The following is an 18178-nucleotide window of genomic DNA, read 5'->3' as shown; positions in this document are numbered from 1 at the left end:
AAAAGGATCATATCCGTTCCAGTTCATCCGCATTAATTGTCGTCTTAAAAGTCCCGTAATTAACGATCACCTTGTTTTTGGAAACTTTTTCAATGGTTCCTACGCTGGTACTGCCTTTAATCCGTACCCGCTGGCCTTCTTTCATCCATAACGCCCGTTCGGTCTTGATTTTTTCTTCCAGCTTTTCGTTGGTTTCGGCAATCCGCTCCTGTACATCTTCTTTTTTCAGCTGCTGGGTGATCTTACGCTTCACCACCTGCAGGCGTTTGGATTCATCCTTATCGGCACCTACTTTCCTGAATTTTTCCTGCTCCAGGATTTTTACGAAATCCTTGACAACATCTTTCCTTGATTTTCCTTTGACATAGCTGTCGATAAACGCTTCAATCTTATTCCCGAACTGAAGCTTGCGGTGTTCTTCCTCATACAGCTTCTGGAAGTTGAACAGTTTCTGCTGCAACTGATCATTCAGCTTTTGCAGGTTGTCCCGTTTATCTTCTACCGATTCCTTTCTTTCCGCCAGGTCGGTTTTCAGTTTTTCAACTTCAAATTTTTCCTGCTGGAGCTTAACGATGGTCTTATCCAGGTTTACGATATCATGCTCAACCTTTTTCTTGGCAGAATGAATGATGAACCTTGGGATTTTATTCTTTTCGGCCACCTCAAAAGTAAAGGAGCTTCCTGCCTGTCCTACTTCAAGCTTATACATTGGCTCCAGGGTCTCTTCATTGAAAAGCATGGCCGCATTTTCTGCATTCGGAAGCTGTTCCACCACCAGTTTGATATTGGTGTAGTGCGTAGTGATGATGGCAAAACTCTTTTTATCATAGAAAAACTCAAGGAAGCTTTCTGCCAGTGCACCGCCTAATTCCGGGTCTGAGCCGGTACCGAACTCGTCAATCAGCAAAAGGGTATTGGCGTCTGCTTCACGGATGATGCCGCCCATCTTTTTCAGCCTTGAAGAATAGGTGGACAGGTGGTTTTCAATCGACTGGTTGTCCCCGATGTCAGTCATGATCTTTTCAAAGAAAAACATCTCTGATTTCGGGTGCACGGGAACCAGGATTCCGCTCTGGATCATCAGCTGCAGCAATCCTACCGTTTTCAGGGTGATGGATTTTCCTCCCGCATTCGGCCCGGATATACAGATGATCCTGTTATGGTCTGTCAGGGCCAGGGTCTGCGGGAAAATCGTTTTGTTTTCCGCTTTATTTCTCAGGAATAGCAAAGGGTGGAACGCTTCCCGTAACCGCAGGGTTTTATGACGGTTGATTTTCGGTAACACCCCGTTGATCAGTTCTGCAAACTTAGCTTTTGCCCGGGTGAGATCCAGGTCGAAAATATACATCTGGTACCTCCAGAGCTGTGGCTGGAACTCTGAAAGTTCTGCCGTCAGTTTCCTGAGGATCTTATCAATCTCCTTTTTCTCTTCTTCCTGATTTTCCTTCAGCTTAAAATAATGCTTTACTACACTGTCCGGCTGGATGTACGTAATGGATCCTGTTTTGGAGAGCCCGAGGACCCTTCCCGGAACCCGCTTCTTAAATCCTGATTTTACCGCCAGAACCCTCTGGTCTTCTATGATCGTTTCGCGGATATCATCCAGGAAATCACTCTGTCCGTAGTTGAATAAAGCACGGTTAAAGTTTTCCTGAATCGCTTTTTTGCCGTGCTGGATTTCAGTTCTCAGCTCTTTCAGGATCGGTGAGGCTTCACTTTTTACTTCACCGAAACGGTTAAAGACCTTATCTACCTTATCAATGATCTCTTTTTTAAATTCCAGTACCCCGGCGTCTTTCATTAAGGTGGGAAAGGTGTCCGGCATGGTAGGGAAAAACTTCTGGAGCTTCCCGATCTGTTCCGTTAAGGTTTTTATTTTGATGAATGCACTGTTTTCAAGGCGGTAATTTTCAATCAGCATCAGTTTCAGCTCATTTTCAATATCCTCATACTCATCAAACGGAACGGCATTTGAGCTTTCAAAGCTCGATAGGTATTCTGACGTTTTTTTCAGGGAAATTTCCGCCTCGTCAATCGTCATCGGCAGGAGCTGAAGAATTTTTTCTCTCGTCTTGGGAGAATAGGCAAATGGAGCAATTTCCGCGAGCAATTGCGGAAACTCTAATTCGTTTAAATCTTCTTTATTTATATACACAGTACAAATTTAGTGAGAAAATATGAATGTTAATTTGAAAATACCTTAATTTGAATATTTTGGAACCCCTGAAAATAATTACCTTTATTCTGCACCATACTTAATACGATGAACCTGCAAACCGAACGTTTAGTGTTGAAAGAGATCAACGAAAGACATACTGAAGATATCCTGAAGATCCGTAGCAATGCCACCATCAACCAGTTTCTGACACGGAAGCCGCCTACAACCAATTATGATGCACTGCAGTTTATTTTAACCATTAGGGAAAGGACCAAAAACGGACAGACGATGTACTTCGGAATTTCATACAAAGGGCAGCCCGGCTTAATCGGTACCCTCTGTTTCTGGAATTTTTCCGAAGACCGCCAAACCGCCGAGATAGGATACGAGCTGCTGCCGGAATACCATAGGAAAGGAATCATGTCAGAAGTGCTGGATGTTGTTTTGCCTTATGGATTTGATGATCTGCAGCTACATGAAATTCTGGCTATTACCCATACGCTGAATGAACCTTCAAAAGCTTTGCTGCTGAAACATCACTTTGCTTTGAAAGAAAATAAAGAGGAAGAGGGATTTTCCGAACATCTGGTCTTCAGCCTTGAGAAAAGGCAGGCTCATTTTTAAATTCAGTATATTTGTTTAACTATACATTCATATCCAATGAATCTTGCAACTGAAAAAACGAGCTTATCAAATGGATCCGTTCTCTGGAAAATTTTTTGAGGCATTTGAAAACCCGTATCTTATTACGCTCACTACCAACAATCATCATGAAATCGCTAACCTGTTAGAAGGCCGGATAAATTTTTCAGTGATAATCATTATTGGCGCTGATCGGTATAAAAGCGTACCCCTGCTTATAAAGGCAAGAAAATTGATATTACTTCCGGCAAGCCCTGTATTATTCAGGAATAGCCAGTGAATTCAACAAATTTTTAAAACAATAAAGAATACAATAGCTGATTTTCAAATTAATTCATCTTCAAATTTTCAAATTACACCTATGACCTGGACAGAAATTTTAGCCCCGATAAAAAATACCCCTTACTTTTCCAATCTTTGGGAAAAGGTAAAGCAGGAATACGCCACTACAAAAGTGTTTCCGCCAAAAAACCAGATTTTCAGGGCACTGGAAATTACTCCTTTTGATGATATTGAAGTCGTGATTTTAGGGCAGGATCCTTACCATAATGATTATCAGGCCAACGGATTATGCTTTTCCGTCTCTGAGCAGGTTGCGGCACCGCCTTCACTGAAAAATATTTTTATAGAACTAAAAGATGATCTAGGCATTGTAAGGACTTCCAAAGAACTGGATGACTGGGGAAAACAGGGTGTGTTGATGTTGAATGCTACACTAACCGTACGCGCCCATTCACCCAATTCCCATAAAGACTTAGGGTGGGAGAAGTTCACGGACTTCATCATTAAAGAAATTTCTGCTAAAAAGGAAAATGTCGTGTTTGTTTTATGGGGTGCCTTTGCACAGAAAAAAGCCGAACTGATTGATCCGGCTAAGCATTTTATCCTGAAATCTGCGCATCCGTCCCCGTTTTCCGTACACAGGGGATTTTTCGGAAGCAAACCTTTCTCGAAAATCAACGAATACCTTATCTCCAAAGGCAAAAAACCTATTTCGTGGTAGCATTGCCTGCAGATTTCTGAACAGAGATACCGATTGTATATTTTCCTTTTAAAGCACTCGTTCCTTCTGCTGAGGTAGGATAGGGTGCGATTGTTTTTAACGTAATCGTGTATCCGTTAAAGTCGGCAGACTGGTGGTAGTTCCTTCCCGGGTTTTCCGTACTGGCCAGGTTAAGTATCACCGGGCGGGTCGCAGTACCCATAACTTCTACCTGAGCTACAGCAACGCCGGCCCAGATACAATTCACGCCTTCCGGACAGCGGCTGTCTTCGGACACCCCTTTGAATGTAATATTCATGTCATATTCTTTCAGGAACTTGTTTTCACCTTCCGAAAGACTGATCAGGGCATCATTTTTTGCAGACGTACTGTTCATACCTGTTTGTGGGGTATTTAATGAGGAAGCATTTTTTACGTGCGCTTCTTTCTGTGTATTGCAGTTTAGTACGGACATCAGTCCGATGCTGAACAAAATGGTTTTTGGGATCATACTCATCAGATTATGCTTAACATATCCAGGATAACCACCAAAAACATTGCCATAACTACCACCAGGCTGAAACCGGTTCCGTAAATGAATCCTACAAAAGCCCCTTTGGTGGATTTCAGGGCTTTGTTCATGTCCCTGCTGTCATGTAGCAGCTCACCGATGAATACTCCGGCAAACATCCCGATCAGGAAGCCCAGAGGAATGGGTAAGAACATCCCTACAATGGTCCCGATAACAGATCCGATGCTTCCCCAGCGGGTTCCCCCGTATTTTTGGGTGGTTTTGGCAGGAATGACATAATTGAGCACGACTGAAATGGCTGTCAGCGCCCCGAAAACCCAGATATAGAGCATCGGCAGATCCGCATCGGTCCCGAATTTATAGATCAGCAGGCCGCAGATGCTTAAAAGCAGACCGGGCAGTACCGGAAGAAAAGTTCCTAACATCCCTAAAAATAAAAGGACCAGGCAGAGAATATCAATTAATATAGTATCCATAATATCAGTATGTGTCTATTCAGATCGAGAAGGTAAAATATATCTCAGCCAATCTCACTACCAAAATAATTCCAAAATAAATGCATGATGATGCCCATAGGTCTTCGAAATGATATAATTCCGTTAAAATTCACATTAAATAGGCGATCTCAGGAAGATTTGGAAGGAATTTTGCTGCGGTATTCAGTTGTTTAAGATTTATAAATTTACGGTAATGAAAGACGAAATACAGGATACCAAAGATTTTTTCCAGGATATGAGTTACCAGCTGTACGACTATATCAGCCGTATATCACCTTTAGGCCTCGACTGGTTTTTTCATATGATTACAAAATTGGCGCTGCTGCTGGCGGTATTTTTTATTATAGACTTCATCTGCAAACCTGTGATCAATATTATTTTCCGTTTTTTTCATAATGAACAGAAATACCCGATCATCAAGTCCATTTATGATTCTAAGATCACCAACTCTGTTGCCCACCTTATTGCTTTATTTGTGGTAGCCAGCATTAACCCGTCGATTTTCCCACCGAGGTCCATCCCTAATACGAATATATTCATCATCAGGTCAATTAATTTAGGTTTTGTACTGACGCTTGCCGGAATGCTGTACCGGTCACTCACCGCATTCAGGGGGTATTTTATCATCAAACAGGATTTTTACAAGATAATGGCGCTGAACGCCATTTCCGAAACTGTGAAAATACTTGGGATTTTCATCTTTTCAGTAGTGGGAATCTGTGTCATCTTCGGTATTAAAGGAACTACCATCGTGGGAAGTCTCGGGGCTATTACAGCGGTCCTGGTTCTGGTATTCCGGGATACCATCCTCGGATTTGTGACGGGCATCCACGTGGCAACTTCCAAAAACCTCAAGGTGGGAGACTGGGTAAGCATACCGAAATATAATGTAGAGGGAAACATCGCTGAAATCAGCCTTTTAACGACCAGGATCAATAATTTCGATAAAACCTTTTCCACCATCCCTACGTATGATTTGCTGACGACCGAGATCAAAAACCTCCAGTATATTTCTGAGAATAATGCCCGGAGAATCAAAAAATCCATTTATTTTAACATCAATTCCTTTAAATTCCTTACTGATGAAGATATTGAACGTTTGAAATCGATCAACCTTATTTCGGATTACCTTACCAAAAGCGATTTGGAGCTTAAAAAAGAAAAAGAAAATATGGCTCATCCGGAAGAAATCATCAATGGCAGGCAGCTGACCAACATTGGGGTGTTCAGGTATTATGCACAGAAATACATAGAAAGAATACCATCGCTGGATAAAGAGGGACCTATGATCGTCCGCCAGCTCAATATAACCCCACAGGGACTGCCGCTGGAAGTTTATTCCTTTACAACAGATACGGAATGGATACAGTTTGAGCAGATCCAGTCTGATATTTTTGACCATCTGCTGGTCGCTTCAAAAGAATTTGATCTGGAAGTAATGCAGGTGAAGGTTTAAATAAAAAATTTTCGTATTTTCGCTCTTATGACGAAAATTCAACTGGTGGACTGTCACAGGATGCCTTCGCGGTCCTTTTTTTTCCGGAAAAAGCAGTTTCCCGTATGCGCACGATGCACGGGTATTTATCTGGGATATTTTTTAATGATTCCTATGCTCTGGTTTTACCAGATAGGGATTATTTTAAGTGTCGCTCTTATTCTCCCTACTATGATAGACGGGCTTACCCAGGCATATCTCAACCGGGAAAGTACCAACTTCCTGCGTTGCACCACCGGGATTTTGGCTGGGATCGGCATGAGCGGCTTCAGTGAGCGCATCACTTATTACACTTACAAATTTATCCAAACATTAATCTATTAAAATAATACTATGAACGATTTCAATCAGAATTATCCGAACAACAACAGCAACAACAATCAGTCGAATGAGGATCTGCATGTAGGATTAAAAGTTTTATCATTTTGTATTCCTTTAGCGGGAGCTATTATTTATTTTATTAAAAAAGATAAAGAGCCGGTAGCGGCAAAATCAGCATGTACTTTCGCATTGATAGGTCTGGGGGTGAATATTGTACTCACCGTAATCAGGCTGATGACACAAGGCAGTTAAATGTTTTCCAAAAAAGCCCGGCTTTAAGTCGGGTTTTTTTTATTTTTGTACCATGACAAAGTTAAGCGTAAACATCAATAAAATTGCAACCATAAGAAATGCAAGAGGAGGAGATACTCCCAGTGTTACAGAAGCTGCCGTGAAAATCCAGGAATTCGGGGCACATGGAATCACCATTCATCCGAGACCGGATGAACGGCATATTACCAGGAAGGATGTTTATGACCTGAAACCTTTGGTGACTACGGAGTTCAATATTGAAGGGAATCCCCACCGACCTTTTATTGACATGGTCCTGGAGGTAAAACCCGAACAGGTAACCCTCGTTCCCGATGCCGATGATGCTATTACATCCAATGCAGGATGGGATACCAAAAAGCATCTGGACTTTCTTACCGATATAATTGCGGAATTCAAAAATGCTGGCATCAGAACTTCTATTTTCCTGGATCCGAACCCGGAACTGGTAGAATATGCCGCCAAAACCGGAACTGATAGAATTGAACTATATACGGAAGCCTACGCCAGGGATTATCCAGCCAATAAAGAACAGGCAATACAACCGTATTATGATACGGCAGTAGCCGCTTCTGAATATGGACTAGGCATTAATGCCGGACACGACCTGAGCCTGGATAACCTCAAATATTTCTCAGACCACATCCCGAACCTGCTGGAGGTATCCATCGGTCATGCGCTGATTTCAGAAGCTTTATATATGGGCATGGAAAATACAGTGCAGGCTTATCTGAAAAGGCTGGCCAGGTGGTAGGGGTGAGCTTATATGTAAGATGTCAGATATCAGACATGAGATATCAGACTATAGCCTAACATCCAGCATCTAACACTTAACATTTCAACAGCACACAATGGAAATTCTACATTCAAAAATATTCGGTGAACAATTAACTTCAACTCCGCTCCTCGTATTCCACGGGCTTTTCGGCATGCTCGATAACTGGGGGAGTTTCGGCAAAGAAATGGGAGAACTGCTGCCTGTCCATCTGATTGACCTCAGGAATCATGGGCGAAGCTTCCATTCGGAAAATATGTCGCATGACGATCTTGCCGGCGATATCGTAGCCTATATGAATCATTACGGAATAGATAAGGCACATGTTTTAGGGCATTCCCTGGGCGGAAAGGCTGTGATGCAGTTTGCCATCCGGTATCCCGAGATGGTTGAAAAGCTGATTGTAGTGGATATTGCCCCTAAAGCTTATCCGCCGCATCATCAGGGAATCATTAAGGCACTGGAAAGTGTTGATTTCAATATGGTAACATCCAGGACAGAAGTTGAGGAAGTCCTGAGCAGGTATATACCTGAAAAATCAACCATACAGTTTCTGACTAAGAACCTGTACTGGAACGATGAAAAGAAACTGAACTGGAGGTTCAATCTTAAAACATTATCTGAAAAGTACAATGAATTTGTTTCCAACGCTATAAAGTTTGGGGTTTTCAACGGAGAAACGTTATTTATTGCCGGAGAGAAATCCAATTATATCCTTCCACAGGATGAGTTTGCCATCAGGCAGCAATTTCCTAAAGCTAAAGTGGTAACCATTAAGAATGCGGCCCACTGGGTACAGGCCGATAATCCGGCAGATTTCAGTATGGTAGTTAAAGACTTTTTAAGTTTAAATTAAATTTATTCTGTGTTTTCTTTGATTAAGTTAAAATTGTATTAAAATAGAGGTTTGCTTCGCACTGTATTGAAAATTTTGTATATTAGGTCCTTCAAATGATAAAATTTGATATCATGAAAGAAAAAAAACTAAAAAAACCATTTTTTGCCTCATTTCTTGAAAAGCAGGTAAAAGACCCTGAAACTATTAAGGGAGGCTCCGGGACCGGAGTATTGAAAGATCACGTGACGGGCGTACAGAACGACGATGTTACCAGCCCGGGAAATGATACTGTATCGATGAAATATCCTTCGGACAGTGATGAATCAGGAGAGATAGACCTTTAAGAAAACAATCAGATTAAATCAATCAATTCAAACCAATCAAATCAAAACATTATGAAAAACAAGAATTCAAAGAAAAAGCCGTTTTTTGCTTCATTTCTTGAGAAGCAAATTAAAGATCCTGAAACTGTAAAAGGAGGAACAGATGTCAGCATTCCGGAAAGGGATGTTGTAACAAAACCTTCTGTAGACGGAGTAACATCACCTAAAGATGACATGGCTCACACCATGAAGTACCCTTCAGACGGTGATGATGATGCACTTTCTGTATAATGAGAAGATCATTTTATTGATCATCTGAATAAACCAGACCAAAGGAAACTTATCCATTAAGTTTCCTTTTTTTAATAACAACGGCAACATGATCCTCTGCATTACCCACTCCGGCGACTATTACAACGTCGATCTTTTCTCTGCATACCTGAAGTCTAAAAACATCCCTTTCTTCAGGCTTAATTCCGATCATATCAACCATCTTCAGAAAATAAGCATTGGCCGGGATTCATTTGAACTGACTGATGAACAGGGTAATACGGTTTCCTCCTCCGACATCAAGGGAGTGTGGAACCGGAAAGCCTGGACCATAACAGTGCCTGAAAATATGGATGAAGACTATCAGCGGATCTTTATCAATGAATACAACTGCCTCAGATACAATCTGATCACGTCGCTGGAACATCTTCCCTGGATCAATCCTTATGAAGCCGAAAAGAAAATTGACGGCAATAAGATATACCAGCTCAGAACAGCCCGGAAGAATCAGCTGCGCGTCCCGGAAACTCTTTTTTCCAATGATGCTGAGAAGATCACCTCTTTTTTCTACCGGCACTGCAACGGAAAGGCTGTGGCTAAACTTCATGGCGTCATGTCAAAATCCATGGCCGGGGAGCATATGCTTTCCACAATGATTATTGAAGAAGACAGCCTGGAAAGCATTGAAGACATCGCATATTGTCCGATGATTTTTCAGCCGTATATAGAAAAGTCCTATGAGCTCAGGATTGTTTATGTGGACGGAGTATTTTTCACCGGTAAGATCAACAACAGTGAAAATGCTGACTGGCGCATTGCCAACAGCAATTATTCCTGGTCTGCTTATGAGCTGCCTGGACCTATATGCCTGAACCTTACTGCCATGATGCAAGAAATGGGGCTTTGCCTCGGAGCAATAGATATGATCCGTGGAAAGGACGGGAACTATTATTTCCTGGAGGTCAACCCTCAGGGAGAATGGGGAATGCTGCAGAAAGAGCTGAATTTCCCGATTGCGGAAACCATTGCCGATTACCTTATCAAAAGAATCAATTTCCATGAATAATAAAATTTTAATCATTACCCATACGGGAGATAATTTTTCCATAGAGAAAGTAACAGAATATATAGAACATAACGGCTTTGAGGTCATCCGCTTCGATGTGGATCTTTATCCGATGCAAAACAGGCTTACCACCGTTTTTGAAGACGGAAGCTGGATCAGCATCCTTGAAACTGCTGAAACAAGGTACCGGCTGGATGATATTGCTGCCGTATGGTACAGGAGAGCCTACAATATCGGTAATGGCCTGAAAGAGGAAATGGACGCCAAATTCTATGGCGCAGCCATGGGTGAGATCCGGAACACCCTTTTCGGATTCCTGGAGTCCATAGATGCATACTCGCTGGGAAAACCTAGCGTATACCGAAGGCTGGACAGCAAGGAAGAACAACTGAAAATTGCAGAAAAAATAGGGTTTACAATTCCTGAAACCTGTATGACCAACAATCCGGAGCAGGCCAGGCAGTTTATCCTTAAGCATAAAAATGTTATCGGGAAGATGCAGACCGGATTTGCTATTTATGAGGACGGAGTGGAAAATGTGGTGTTTACCAATGTGATCGATGAAGATAAACTTGAGGAACTGGATTCGCTGCAGTACTGCCCGATGCAGTTCCAGACCCGCCTGGAGAAGAAAAAAGAGCTCCGTGTAACTGTGGTAGGACAGGATATCTATGCGTTTGAAATAGATTCCCAAAAATCTGAAGCTGCTAAAATCGACTGGCGAAAAGACGGGCTTAATCTCATCGACCAGTGGGTGGAAACTCAGCTGCCACGGGAAATTGAGCTGAAGCTGCTCGAACTTCTGGATGTATACCATGTGGATTACGGAGCTATTGATATCATTCTTACTCCTGAAGACGAGTATTATTTTATAGAAATCAATGCAGCCGGGGAATTTTTCTGGCTGGATAACCTTACTGATGGAAACCTGATCTCCAAAAGCATCGCCGATCTTCTCTGCAATAAGGCTCCAAGGCGCAATAACAGTGTCCTGGCTTAACTTACGGATTTCTTCTATGATAGAACCTTTCTTCGGAAAGGTTTTTGTTTGATATGAGAGTTGTAAATCGTATTATTGCTGAAATTCAATTGCATTTTGCTTTAAAAATCGCAACTTTGCAAAACGGCTACTGTATCAGTGGTAAAAACTCATGAAAGGCATATACAGGATATGCAGCAACAGGAAAATAAATCTAACTACACAAAAGAACAAGACATGGTTTTGGTAACGGGAGCAACCGGGATTCTGGGAAGGGTAGTGGCTCTGGAGCTGCTTAAGAGAGGAAAGAAAGTCCGTGCAGCAAAACGTTCCGGAAGCAACCTGCAGGAAGTAAGAGATTCGTACCGTTTTTATACGGAGGATCCTGATGCCGTGTTTAATGCTATTGAATGGGTAGAGGTTGACTTTGATGACCTTACGTCACTTCAGAACGCTTTGAAAGATGTTGACGAAGTATACCACTGTGCGGCAAAAGTAGGCTTCAACCCGAAAGATGAAAAGGAAATGTACCATACCAATACCAAAGGTACGACCAATATCCTGTATGCCTGCGAGCAGTCATCCGTAAAGAAATTTCTGTACATCAGTACCGTAGCGGTTCTGGATAACTTCAATGAGCAGGGCGAACTGGATGAAGATTCGGATTTTAATTCCAAAGAAGAACATTCTGCCTACGCCATTTCCAAGCACATGGCAGAAATGGAAGTCTGGAGAGCTTCTGCCGAAGGCCTCAATGCAGCGATTGTAAATCCCGGAATGATCATCGGCAGCGGAGGCTGGAGCCAGAGCAGCGGACAGATTTTTTCGGTGTTTGAAAACAACCGCTTTACCTTCCCGGGCGGATCCGCTTATGTGGATGTGCGCGATGTGGCTGAAATAGCCGCTGAACTGATGGACAAAAATATATTCGGGGAGCGATTCATCGCGGTTTCCGGAATGAAGACCTATGAAGAGGTAGGAAAGGCCATCAGGAAAAGGCTGGGCCTGAAAGAACCGGTTGTGCTTAAAAAAAGCCAGCTTGGTATAGGCCGGTTTTTCAACATTCTGTTAGGGTGGCTTATTCCGCCTTTACGGATGGTGACGAAGTCCAATATTGCAGCGGTAACCTCATTCAATACCATATCCGGCCGGAAAATAGAAGACAGGCTGAATTTCCGTTTTATCCCCGTTGACGAAAGCCTGGAATTCCATTTGAATAATTATATTAACGATAAAAAAAGCTGATCCTATCCATGAATCTTGCAGAGGCTATCATTGCCCATAATGTAAAAAAGCATCCCGTAAAATCAGCCATCGGGTTTAAAAAGAAAGAAGAACCCTGGAAAGAGCTGAGCTGGAAGAAGTTTTCCGAAGTTATTTTTAAGACGGCCAATGCCTTAAAGAATGCAGGGATTCAGGAGGATGATAAGATTGCCATTTATTCTGACAATTCTGCAGAATGGATGATTTTTGACCTTGCTTCCATGGTCATCGGAGCCATTTCCGTACCGGTATATTCCACCAACAATGCCGGACAGGCAGAGTACATCATACAGGATTCCGGGGCTAAAATAATCCTGGTAGGGAATCAGGCGCAATATGACGCCTGCCTGGAACTCATTCAGAAAGATGATAATGATCTTCAGACGATTATTGTCTCCAAAAAAGCAGTCTGGATCAAAAAAGAACTGAGCAGCTATTACCTGGAAGATTTCATTTCCAGGGCTTCACCTAAAGCAGAGATCTGCACAAAGGAAGAAGAAGATGTAGCCACCCTTATCTATACTTCCGGGACCACCGGAACTCCGAAAGGCGTTATGCTGACCCACGGAAATTTTAAAAAAGCCCTGGATGCCCATTTTGAATTCTTTACGTTTAAAAATTTTGAAGAAGAACTTTCCCTGGCCTTTTTACCGCTGAGCCATGTTTTTGAAAGAAGCTGGACCTTGCTGTGCCTGTACGGCGGAGCAAGGGTTTACTTTCTGGAAGATCCCAAGAACATTGCCAAAGCGCTGGAGGAGGTGAAGCCGACCATGATGTGCTCAGTACCAAGATTTTTCCAGAAAATCTACGCAGCAGTACTGGACAAAGCTGAAAAAAGCAGTCCGCTGAAAAAGAAAATTTTCAATTGGGCACTCGCTACCGGATGGGAAACCTCAGAACTCAGGAGGAATGAAAAACCACTGCCTTTAGGCCTTAAGATAAAGCAGGTACTGGCAGATACGCTGGTCTTCAATACCATTAAGGAAAAAATGGGCGGCCGGTTATGGTTTCTGCCGTGCGGAGGAGCCTCCCTTTCCCCTGAAGTAACCAGGTTTTTTGAATCTGCCGGCATCCATATAACCGTTGGGTACGGACTTACAGAGACTACGGCTACATTAACACTCTTCCCTTTGACGCATTTCCAGCACGGGACCAGCGGAAAGCCGTTGCCTGGAGTAGAAATCCGTTTCGGGGAAAACGATGAAATACAGGCGAAAGGAAACGGGATAATGAAAGGCTATTACCAAAGGCCTGAAGAAACCCGGAATGCATTTACGGAAGATGGCTGGTTCAAAACCGGCGATGCGGGGAAGTGGGATGACCATGGTAATCTGATCATTACCGACCGCATTAAAGACCTGATGAAAACATCCAATGGGAAATATGTTGCGCCGCAGCAAATTGAAAATCTCCTGACCAATAACAATTTCATTCAGCAGATCATCCTTATTGCAGAGGGCCGCCAGTTTGTCTCTGCCTTAATTGTTCCTGATTTCGAATTCCTGAAGGACTTTATCCGGGACAACCAAATTCCGTTTACCAGCTGGAAAGAGATCGTGAAAAATGAAACGGTCATCAGCTTCTACAAAGAAAAAACCAAACAGCTGCAGCATAACCTGGCTGATTTTGAAAAGGTCAAGAAATTTACCCTGATGCCTGCCGAATTCGAGATCAACACCGGAGAAATAACCCCAACCTTAAAAGTAAAAAGAAACGTAGTTCTGAATAAATACAGGGATATCATTGAAGATATGTACTCGTAAACACAGAACGCCCAATGATAAACTATCCTCAAATATGACGACCACACAAGAATTTCTGGGAAAGAAGGATTTCACTGTCTCTTCTAAAACGGTTTCAGGCAGCTGTCCGTCCAATATTGCGCTCATTAAATACTGGGGCAAATATGAACAGCAGATTCCTGCCAATCCCAGCATCAGTTATACACTGAACCATTGCAGGACCAATACGGAAATTGAATTTTCAGCAGGAGAACCGTTCTCGGTTCAGACCTACCTTGCCGGTGCTGAAGAAGTGAAATTTGCCGAAAAAATAGAAAAATACTTTAACAATATAGAACCTTATCTGCCATGGGTCCTGAAAGGAAAATATATCATCCGGACAGAGAATACTTTTCCGCACAGCTCAGGAATTGCAAGTTCCGCTTCAGGTTTCGGGGCTATTGCGAAATGCCTGATGAAACTTGATGAGGCGTTTTCAGGAGGGATTTCAGAAGATGCATCGTTAAGAAAAGCTTCATTCCTGGCACGGCTGGGTAGCGGAAGCGCATGCAGGAGCCTGTACAATGGCCTGGTTGTATGGGGAAGTTCAGATGAGGTGGATGGGAGCTCAGACCTTTTTGCCGTTCCTTATCCTGAAGCAGAAATCCATGATGTTTTCAGGGATTTTAATGACTGGGTGCTGCTGATCCATGAAGGACAGAAAAGTGTTTCATCAACAGTAGGACACGGATTAATGAATACAAATCCTTATGCGGAGAGAAGGTTCCAGGAAGCCCGGGAAAATTTTATTCCGATGAAGGAAATCCTGAAAGCAGGGAATATGGAACGTTTTATTACTCTTGTGGAACATGAGGCGCTAACGCTCCATGCCATGATGATGATGAGCGAACCTGCATTCATCCTGATGAAAACGGGTACGCTTGAAGTTATTAACAAAATCTGGGAGTTCAGAAGGGAGACCGGCCTGCCGTTGTTCTTTACGCTTGATGCCGGTGCCAATGTTCACCTGTTGTTTCCGAACAATGGCTCGGAAGACAGGATAAAGGTTTTCATTGAGGCTGAATTATTACCTCATACGCAGAAAAACGGGGTAGTAAAAGATGTGATGAAATTCTAGTCCGTCAATAATAAAAAATAAAAAGCAGGTCCGTTTACAGGCCTGCTTTGCTTTTTGTTTAATCTTCAGTAACAACGGCATCCCGGTTGCCGTCCTCCTTTTTGCCTTCTTCAATCATTTTTTCAGCTTCAGCTTCCTCTTCAGCAGTCGCTTCTTCAATCTGCTCCTCCTGCTGGTCATTATGATGGTCGATAAAGAATTCACAGTATACCGGAAGGTGGTCTGACCCGAAATTTTCAAGCGTTTTAAGCTGCCGGATGAAAATATCTTCGCTATGGAACATCAGGTCGATCGGGAATCTCAGGAGCTTGTATTTCGCATGGAAAGTGGACACAAAGGCGCGGCCGATCCGGGGATCGATCAATTCGCTGGTTTTCCTGAACAGGATAGATGATTTGGACCAGGCAACGTTATTGAAATCACCGACTACGATCGTCGGCTTCCGTATTTCCTGAACTCTTTTAGCGGTACTCAGCAGGTCGCCGTCCCTTTCTTTAGACGTTTCTTCTTCGGTAGGACTTGGCGGTGGCGGATGGATCCCGAAGAATACAAATGAAAATCCGTCTTCCGTTTCCAGGTGTGCTTCAATAGTAGGGATATCATCAGCAACAAAATAATGGGTTTTGGCATCGCTGATTTTGATCTTGGAATACAAGTGCATGCCGTAGGTATTTTCAAGGGTTACCTTATGATGGAACGGATAATCCTGCTCCAGCACGCGCAATGCCTTTTCCCAGTCGCCATTGCTTTCCATAGTGAGAAAGATTTCGGGCCTGCACTTTTCAATCAGTTGGATGAAACGGTTGTACTCGGCATTGAACTGATAGACATTAGCAGAGATAAAATGAATGTTCTTTGAAGAATTTTCGCCCTTGCCGGACCTTCTCACCCGGTAAAGCGGTGTGTATTTGATCAGAATGATACCGTGATGAATAAACATCAGGATCAGCAATCCCTGAAAATACCAGAACAGAGGTGCCTGATAAACCAGGAATCCCAGCCCGAAAGTAATAACGGTAAAAAATGTGATCTGTATTTTCCCGAATTCCGGAACCCGGAAGATCCAGTGGGAGTTCTGTATTTTAGGAAGTAAGGTTAAAATAAGAAGCAGTATCGTTAGTCCTGCGTAGACGTTCCACATATGTTTAAATATGTGTATAAAAATAACTTTTTTTTATAATTTTTCAAAAAAAATATTTTGAAAAACTGTTGCGGATTTTTGAATCTGATTCCGGTTTTTGCTACTTTTATTCTTTAAACCTTAATTGACGTGCTTTTAAAAATCCATCATATTGCCATCATCTGTTCAGATTATGCTGTCTCTAAGAAGTTTTACACCGAAATCCTGGAACTGAATATCATCCGCGAAGTGTACCGTGAGGAACGGCAGTCTTATAAACTTGATCTTGCGATAGGGGACCAGTATGTGATCGAACTTTTTTCTTTTCCAAACCCTCCTGAAAGGCCTTCAAGACCGGAATCCTGCGGTTTGAGGCACCTTGCTTTCTCCGTAGAAAATATCAGCAATACCCGTGCGGAACTTATGGAAAAAGGAATAGACTGCGAAGACATCCGCACTGATGAGTTTACGGGAAAAGCATTTTTCTTTATTCAGGATCCGGATCAGCTGCCGCTGGAGTTTTATGAACGATAAATGATTTTAGCTTGCGTAGCCGGTGAAAAAACTGATGGCCATGATGGCAAGGACTACTGAAGAAATAAAGACATATATATAGTCTTTTTCTTTCAGGTACCCGATCCAGGCAAAAATAATCCTCATCAGAGGCGTAAGGATAAGCAGCAGAATGCCGAGCTGGATGATAGCCATTCCTTCGCCTTTGCTAAGGGAATGCCAGAATTCTCCCCAGATTTTTTCCGATGAAGAACCCATCTGGAGCGATGTATATTTTTTAGGCATCTTGAAGCCTTCCGTAAAAAGCTTGATAAATCCCACCAGTGATGTGATCACGGATAAAATAACTCCCAGCCTCAGAAGATTGCCGACGGAGCGGTTCAGGTCTATGTCAGTGAAATCTTTTCTCATCGGAAGCTCTTGTTAATACCGTTATACATCATATATACAGACAGGATGGTAATGACAATGGCAAAAAAGGTTTTCAGTTTTTTTGTTTTGGAAACCATCAAAGTCTTTGATCCTATGAAGCTGCCCACTACCACACCAATCAGTACCGGAGCTACAATAACCGGAACAATCTCACCGCGCTGGAAATAAATCATGGCACTGGCTACAGCCGTTACACCAATCATGAAGTTGCTGGTGGTGGTGGAAACTTTAAAAGGAAGCTTCATCATGTTATCCATAGCCAGTACTTTGAGCGCTCCCGACCCGATTCCCAGCAGTCCGGACATTGCTCCTGCAAACATCATCATTAAGAATCCGGGTACCGTATTCCTGGCAGAATAACTTTTGATGATGCCTTTATCCGGAAATGTTCCGTATAATTTCAGCTTTTCCTCCAGGCTTCCCTGAATAATAGGTTCCTGATGGTCCGGCTTTCCTTTAAGATTTAAAATAACCGTCAGAAGAAGGATGCTGGCAAAAATAATCCCGATGGTATTCGGATTCAGCATTCCCGAAACCAGGGCTCCCACAATAGCCCCCGATGTAGTGGCGATTTCCAGGAACATCCCGATCCTCATATTGGTGAACCCTTCCTTTACGAAGGCCACTGCGGCACCGGAAGATGTACCGATTACTGATATAAGAGACGCTCCGATAGCATAGTGCATGGGTACGCCGAAGCCCAGCGTAAGAAGAGGAATAATGATGACCCCTCCGCCCAATCCTGTAAGCGAGCCCAGCAATCCTGCCGAAATAGCTCCCAGGAAGAGAATGATGATTTCTGACATGCTACAAATATAAAACTATTGTGGTAGTCTGCCAAAC

The 18178-nt window shown here is 42.8% G+C and carries 21 protein-coding genes; 15 read left to right on the top strand and 6 right to left on the bottom strand.

Going from position 1 to position 18178, the window contains the following annotated elements; all coding sequences use genetic code 11:
• Positions 1-7: 7 nt before the first annotated feature.
• Positions 8-2155 carry an endonuclease MutS2 gene (locus CGB83_RS06215; RefSeq protein WP_100075036.1) on the bottom strand — a complete coding sequence of 716 codons (2148 nt, stop codon included), beginning with the start codon at positions 2153-2155 and terminating at the stop codon, positions 8-10.
• Between the two features lie 108 nt (positions 2156-2263).
• Here CGB83_RS06215 and CGB83_RS06210 point away from each other — a divergent pair, with 108 nt between their 5' ends.
• Both CGB83_RS06210 and CGB83_RS06200 read left to right on the top strand, forming a co-directional pair.
• Positions 2264-2782 (top strand): GNAT family N-acetyltransferase, encoded by a 519-nt coding sequence (locus tag CGB83_RS06210; RefSeq protein WP_100075035.1) that lies wholly within the window; start codon positions 2264-2266, stop codon positions 2780-2782.
• A 379-nt stretch (positions 2783-3161) separates the two neighbouring features.
• Positions 3162-3803, top strand: a complete 642-nt coding sequence (locus CGB83_RS06200; protein WP_100075033.1) for a uracil-DNA glycosylase — start codon at positions 3162-3164, stop codon at positions 3801-3803.
• On the opposite strand, the gene CGB83_RS06195 is transcribed toward CGB83_RS06200, so the two are convergent.
• Entirely contained in the window at positions 3790-4293 is a 504-nt protein-coding gene (locus tag CGB83_RS06195) for a hypothetical protein (protein ID WP_100077515.1), read from the bottom strand. The two genes, CGB83_RS06200 and CGB83_RS06195, sit on opposite strands and share 14 nt — an antisense overlap.
• A gap of 5 nt (positions 4294-4298) precedes the next feature.
• Positions 4299-4790 carry a DUF456 domain-containing protein gene (locus CGB83_RS06190; RefSeq protein WP_100075032.1) on the bottom strand — a complete coding sequence of 164 codons (492 nt, stop codon included), beginning with the start codon at positions 4788-4790 and terminating at the stop codon, positions 4299-4301.
• A 214-nt stretch (positions 4791-5004) separates the two neighbouring features.
• On the opposite strand from CGB83_RS06190, the gene CGB83_RS06185 reads away from it, so the two are divergent.
• The 12 genes from CGB83_RS06185 to CGB83_RS06130 all read left to right on the top strand — a co-directional run bounded on the left by CGB83_RS06185 (position 5005) and on the right by CGB83_RS06130 (position 15270).
• Positions 5005-6267, top strand: a complete 1263-nt coding sequence (locus tag CGB83_RS06185) for a mechanosensitive ion channel family protein (protein WP_100077514.1) — start codon at positions 5005-5007, stop codon at positions 6265-6267.
• 27 nt (positions 6268-6294) lie between these two features.
• A complete protein-coding gene (locus CGB83_RS06180) occupies positions 6295-6630 on the top strand; it encodes a DUF2085 domain-containing protein (RefSeq protein ID WP_100075031.1) in 336 nt (111 codons plus the stop codon).
• Positions 6631-6639: 9 nt separating this feature from the next.
• Positions 6640-6879, top strand: coding sequence for a hypothetical protein (locus tag CGB83_RS06175; protein WP_100075030.1), 240 nt, complete (start codon positions 6640-6642; stop codon positions 6877-6879).
• 52 nt (positions 6880-6931) lie between these two features.
• Positions 6932-7651 (top strand): pyridoxine 5'-phosphate synthase, encoded by a 720-nt coding sequence (locus tag CGB83_RS06170; protein WP_100075029.1) that lies wholly within the window; start codon positions 6932-6934, stop codon positions 7649-7651.
• Positions 7652-7748: 97 nt separating this feature from the next.
• Positions 7749-8528, top strand: a complete 780-nt coding sequence (locus tag CGB83_RS06165) for an alpha/beta fold hydrolase (protein ID WP_100075028.1) — start codon at positions 7749-7751, stop codon at positions 8526-8528.
• A gap of 113 nt (positions 8529-8641) precedes the next feature.
• Complete coding sequence (locus CGB83_RS06160; RefSeq protein WP_100077513.1) at positions 8642-8854, top strand: microviridin/marinostatin family tricyclic proteinase inhibitor; 213 nt, start codon at positions 8642-8644, stop codon at positions 8852-8854.
• A 51-nt stretch (positions 8855-8905) separates the two neighbouring features.
• Entirely contained in the window at positions 8906-9124 is a 219-nt protein-coding gene (locus CGB83_RS06155; protein WP_100075027.1) for a microviridin/marinostatin family tricyclic proteinase inhibitor, read from the top strand.
• An 88-nt stretch (positions 9125-9212) separates the two neighbouring features.
• On the top strand, positions 9213-10169 hold the full coding sequence (locus CGB83_RS06150) for an MvdC/MvdD family ATP grasp protein (protein ID WP_100075026.1): 957 nt from the start codon (positions 9213-9215) through the stop codon (positions 10167-10169).
• Complete coding sequence (locus tag CGB83_RS06145) at positions 10162-11169, top strand: MvdC/MvdD family ATP grasp protein (protein WP_100075025.1); 1008 nt, start codon at positions 10162-10164, stop codon at positions 11167-11169. Before CGB83_RS06150 ends, CGB83_RS06145 begins: the two co-directional genes overlap by 8 nt.
• Before the next feature lie 216 nt (positions 11170-11385).
• The gene (locus tag CGB83_RS06140) at positions 11386-12393 is read left to right on the top strand and encodes an NAD-dependent epimerase/dehydratase family protein (RefSeq protein ID WP_100077512.1); all 1008 of its coding nucleotides are present in this window, start codon (positions 11386-11388) and stop codon (positions 12391-12393) included.
• Positions 12394-12401: 8 nt separating this feature from the next.
• Entirely contained in the window at positions 12402-14174 is a 1773-nt protein-coding gene (locus tag CGB83_RS06135; RefSeq protein WP_100075024.1) for an AMP-dependent synthetase/ligase, read from the top strand.
• 34 nt (positions 14175-14208) lie between these two features.
• Positions 14209-15270 carry a diphosphomevalonate decarboxylase gene (locus CGB83_RS06130; protein ID WP_100075023.1) on the top strand — a complete coding sequence of 354 codons (1062 nt, stop codon included), beginning with the start codon at positions 14209-14211 and terminating at the stop codon, positions 15268-15270.
• 58 nt (positions 15271-15328) lie between these two features.
• Here the strand turns inward: CGB83_RS06130 and CGB83_RS06125 are convergent, their stop codons facing one another.
• On the bottom strand, positions 15329-16411 hold the full coding sequence (locus tag CGB83_RS06125) for an endonuclease/exonuclease/phosphatase family protein (RefSeq protein ID WP_100075022.1): 1083 nt from the start codon (positions 16409-16411) through the stop codon (positions 15329-15331).
• A gap of 129 nt (positions 16412-16540) precedes the next feature.
• Between CGB83_RS06125 and gloA2 the strand changes: the two genes are divergently transcribed.
• Positions 16541-16924, top strand: coding sequence for an SMU1112c/YaeR family gloxylase I-like metalloprotein (gene gloA2 / locus CGB83_RS06120; protein WP_100075021.1), 384 nt, complete (start codon positions 16541-16543; stop codon positions 16922-16924).
• Between the two features lie 6 nt (positions 16925-16930).
• Here the strand turns inward: gloA2 and CGB83_RS06115 are convergent, their stop codons facing one another.
• Together CGB83_RS06115 and CGB83_RS06110 are read right to left on the bottom strand one after the other, a co-directional pair.
• The gene (locus CGB83_RS06115) at positions 16931-17314 is read right to left on the bottom strand and encodes a DUF1634 domain-containing protein (protein WP_100075020.1); all 384 of its coding nucleotides are present in this window, start codon (positions 17312-17314) and stop codon (positions 16931-16933) included.
• The gene (locus CGB83_RS06110; protein ID WP_100075019.1) at positions 17311-18141 is read right to left on the bottom strand and encodes a sulfite exporter TauE/SafE family protein; all 831 of its coding nucleotides are present in this window, start codon (positions 18139-18141) and stop codon (positions 17311-17313) included. The genes CGB83_RS06115 and CGB83_RS06110 overlap by 4 nt, the downstream gene beginning before the upstream one ends.
• Positions 18142-18178 lie beyond the last annotated feature (37 nt).

Origin of the sequence: Chryseobacterium camelliae, assembly GCF_002770595.1 — a bacterium.
Classification (GTDB): Bacteria; Bacteroidota; Bacteroidia; order Flavobacteriales; family Weeksellaceae; genus Chryseobacterium; species Chryseobacterium camelliae.
The sequence above is the reverse complement of the archived record's forward strand: the minus strand, read 5'-3'. Positions and strand labels throughout refer to the sequence as shown.